A 3,867-nucleotide genomic window follows, 5' to 3' on the forward strand; every position below is an offset into this window, starting at 1 on the left:
CCCTCCCAACCCTCCCCGTCGGGGAGGACTTAATTAGCAAAAGTTCAGGCAAAGGCTTAGAAAGGCCTAAAAAGGCTTAGTTCGGCTTAAGCGCACCCCTTCCTCGGTTTAAAAGCAAAGAAAACAACAAAACAATATGAATACCAACTCTCTCCTCAGTGCGTTCCGCCTCTTCCGCGTGAAGCGCGAAGAACGTCCGTTGGCGACGGTGATGCTCCTGGTGTTCCTTGCGCTCGACGCCCTCGTCATCTGCAAGTATTACGACGTGTTCACACCGCAGACCACCTACTACTGGCATCTGTTCATCTCGAAGTTCCACATCTCGGGCTTCGACCCCATCACGTACAGCGTGGTGAGCAACTGGACGGCGGGCTATAATGTCTACCGCCATCCGCTGCTGGCGTTCTTCATGTACGTGCCCTACCTCATCAATCAGGGACTGATGTGGCTCACGGGCATCAACTGCGCCATCTTCATCGTGTCGGCGATACAACTGTTCGCGGCGTTCTACTCGATGCTCTTCCTCTACCGCATCTGCCGCGAGGTGGTGGGCGTGAGCCGCACCGACTCCACACTGCTCACCGTCTTCTACTTCGGCTTCGCCTTCGTGATGCTCTCGACGATGGCGCCCGACCACTTCGTCATCTCGATGATGCTACTGCTCTTGGCTCTCTACGTGTCGGGCAAGCTGATACTGAAGGGCAAGAAGCTGAGCGGATGGCAGGCGGTGACATACTTCTTCATCACCGCCGGCACATCGCTGAACAACGGACTGAAGATATACCTCTCCGAACTCTTCGTGAACGGTTGGCGCATACTGCGTCCGAAGTTCCTCTTCGGCTGCATCCTGCTGCCGGCTGCCCTCACATGGGGCGTGGCACGAATGAGCTACGACCACATCGTCTGGCCGCGCGACGTGGCGGCAAAGGCTGCCCGCGAGAAGGCGAAGGCGGAGAAGGAGGCTAAGCGGAAGGCTGAACAGGCGGAGCAGGCACGCCGCGACTCCATCGCTTTCGCTGCGTTCACCACGGCGCAGCAGGACTCTGCCGTGGCTGCCAAGGCTGAGCGCGACTCCATAAACAAGGCGAAGGCGGCTGCGGCGAAGAAGAAAAAGCGCGTGCGCAAGAACGGCAAGCCGATAGCCAACGGCGAGTTCATCAGCTGGACCGACGTGACGACCTCGCGCTCGGAGTCGATAGTGGAGAACCTCTTCGGCGAGTCGATACAGCTGCATCAGGACTATCTGCTGGGCGACGTGCTGCGTACACGCCCGATGATGGTACACTACCGCTACGCGTTCAACTATATCATCGAGGGCATCATCGCACTGCTCTTCGTGCTCGGCATCTGGGCAGGCAGACGGTCGCGCTTCTTCTGGCTCGCCATGTCCTACTTCGCCCTCGACATGGTGCTGCACGTGGGTCTGGGCTTCGGCATCAACGAGGTGTACATCATGTCTGCCCACTGGATATACATCATACCGATAGCCGTGGCATTCCTGCTGAAGGCTACGCAGAAACGCCGCAAGGCTCTCGCGCTGAAAGGGCTGATAGCTGCGCTGGCAGCGTATCTGTGGATATGGAACGTGTCGCTCATCGTGCAGTATCTCTTCTTCTAACAACATATCGTAGAAACATAACATGCAAATACTTCGCAAAGAAGAACGCCCCATAGCCGGCGTGGCACTCGTAGTGTTCGCTGCGCTCAACGCCCTGCTCATCGCCAACCACTGGCAGTCGTTCACACGTGGTGCGCACGTGGGCTTCTGGTCGGTGTTCTACAACCACCTGAACATGTCGGGCTACGACATCTTCTCGCTGATATTCATCTCGTGTATGCGCCTACATTGGAACACTCTGCGCCATCCGTTGTTCGTCGTCCTGCTGCTGCCGCTGTTTTGGCTGAACCGTCTGATAATGCCGTCAACGGAGTTCAACGCTGCGGTACTGCTAATGGCAGCACTGTTGGTAGCGGCTGACGTGTGGGGAGCGGTGCTGATGCACCGTCTGCTGCGCGACGTGGTGGAGGTGCGCCGCGTGGATGCCGCCCTGCTCACGGCGTTGTTCTACGGCTTCGCACACGTGATGATAGCCACCATGGTGCCCGACCATTTCGCGCTCTCGCTGCCACTGCTGCTGCTCACGCTGCTCATAACAGGGCGGAAGCTGAAGGAGGGCAAGCCGATGAAGCTATGGCAGAGCACGCTGCTCTTCTTCCTCACGGCTGGCGTAACGCTCACCAACGGCGTTAAGGTGATGCTTGCGGCTTGGTTCGCAGGCGGACGCAAGGTGTTCTCATGGCGCAGCATCGCCTCGTTCGCAGTGCCTACACTGCTGCTCGGCGCCATCTATGTCTGGCAGCAGGATGCCATCGTGGCTCCGCAGGAGCGTAAGATAAAGCGCATAGAGGCGGCAGTGGCGAAGAAAGACCCCGTACGCATAGCAAAGTTGAAGGAGCACAACGACTTCGTGAAGCAACAGAACGGCGAGGCTCTGACCACGAACGTGCCGCTGCTTGAGTGGAGCGACATAACAACCGACCGCTGGCAGTCGGCAGTGGACAATCTGTTCGGCGAGTCGCTGCAGCTCCACCGCGACAATCTGCTTGAGGACGTGCAGCAGACGCGCCCCGTCTTCGTGCAGTATCGCTCCGCGCTCAACTACGTTGTGGAGGCGTTGCTCGTCGTGCTTCTCGCCGTCGGTGCATGGATGGCACGCCGCGAAAAGTTCTTCCTAATGGTGCTCGCGTGGTTCGGATTCGACATGCTCATGCACATGGGCTTCGGCTTCGGACTCAACGAGGTGTACATAATGACGGCCCACTGGGCGTTCATCATCCCCATCGCCGCCGGCTACATACTGCGCCGCAGCAACAGCATGGCTCCAAGATTGCTCGTAGCGGCACTCGCCGTATGGCTCTGGGCGTACAATGCAGCAATTCTTATTGATTATTTATGTTGAAGTGGTGAGGTGTTGAGATGGTGACATTACTACAACATATCTCACCACCTCAACACAACAACATCTCAACATCATATCTCACCATCTCACCACAACAACATCTCAACATCATATCTCACCATCTCAACACAACAACATCTCAACATCATATCTCAACACCTCAACACAACAACATCTCAACATAACATCTCACCACAACAACATCTCAACATCATATCCCCATGCGAACATTCCACCTCATAACCCACTTCTCGCTTGGCGGTGCCGAACGCGTAGCCGCCAACATCGCCGAGTCGCAGACGCACGGCATGGAGTACCATGTAGTAGAGATAATGCGTGGACGCACCGCCTACACGCCGAAGTTCATCGCCGAACTGGAGCAAGCCGGTGTGCGCTGCCACCGCTCGTGGATGCCCGACGTGAGTTTCCACTTTCTCTTCGAGCGCATCGCCGCACTGCTCTTCCCCCTGCGTATGCTCTACATCATGCTGCGCTGGCGGCCCGACGTGATACACACGCACACCGAGACCCCCGACCTTGCGCTCTACGTGTTCAGCCGCCTGTTCCCGTTCATGCTGCGCCGTGTGAAGATAGTGCGCACCATACACAACACACGCCTATGGACAGGGCTGCCACGCACCGCCCGGTGGGTGGAAACGTTCTTCAAGAGTCTTGACGCCAACATCGCCATCTCCGACTCCGTGCGCGACAGCTACGCCGAACGCTTCGGCGAGGTGCCACCTATCATAAACAATGGCGTGGCAGAGGTTGAGCAGACCGATTATTTCAACACCTCAACACCTCAGGGGGTGCACTTGTCTCAAGTGCACCAACAAAACCTCAACACCTCAACATTCAACACTCAACACTCAACCAATCTCAACACCTCAACACCTCAACACCTCAA

At 57.0% G+C, this 3,867-nt stretch carries 4 protein-coding genes; all 4 read left to right on the forward strand.

The annotated features are described in order from the left end of the window. Positions 1 to 136 precede the first annotated feature (136 nt). Entirely contained in the window at positions 137 to 1,618 is a 1,482-nt protein-coding gene (locus tag HMPREF0673_RS09225; protein WP_007901301.1) for a DUF6080 domain-containing protein, read from the forward strand. Positions 1,619 to 1,640: 22 nt separating this feature from the next. Continuing rightward, positions 1,641 to 2,960: a DUF6080 domain-containing protein gene (locus tag HMPREF0673_RS09230; RefSeq protein ID WP_007901305.1), complete on the forward strand. Its 1,320-nt coding sequence runs from the start codon at positions 1,641 to 1,643 to the stop codon at positions 2,958 to 2,960. Positions 2,961 to 2,977: 17 nt separating this feature from the next. Next, complete coding sequence (locus HMPREF0673_RS14760) at positions 2,978 to 3,145, forward strand: hypothetical protein (RefSeq protein ID WP_157591677.1); 168 nt, start codon at positions 2,978 to 2,980, stop codon at positions 3,143 to 3,145. Positions 3,146 to 3,181: 36 nt separating this feature from the next. Continuing rightward, the coding region (locus HMPREF0673_RS14765; RefSeq protein ID WP_007901307.1) for a glycosyltransferase at positions 3,182 to 3,867 on the forward strand (686 nt) is incomplete at its 3' end.

The organism is Leyella stercorea DSM 18206 (assembly GCF_000235885.1).
Taxonomy (GTDB): Bacteria; Bacteroidota; Bacteroidia; order Bacteroidales; family Bacteroidaceae; genus Prevotella; species Prevotella stercorea.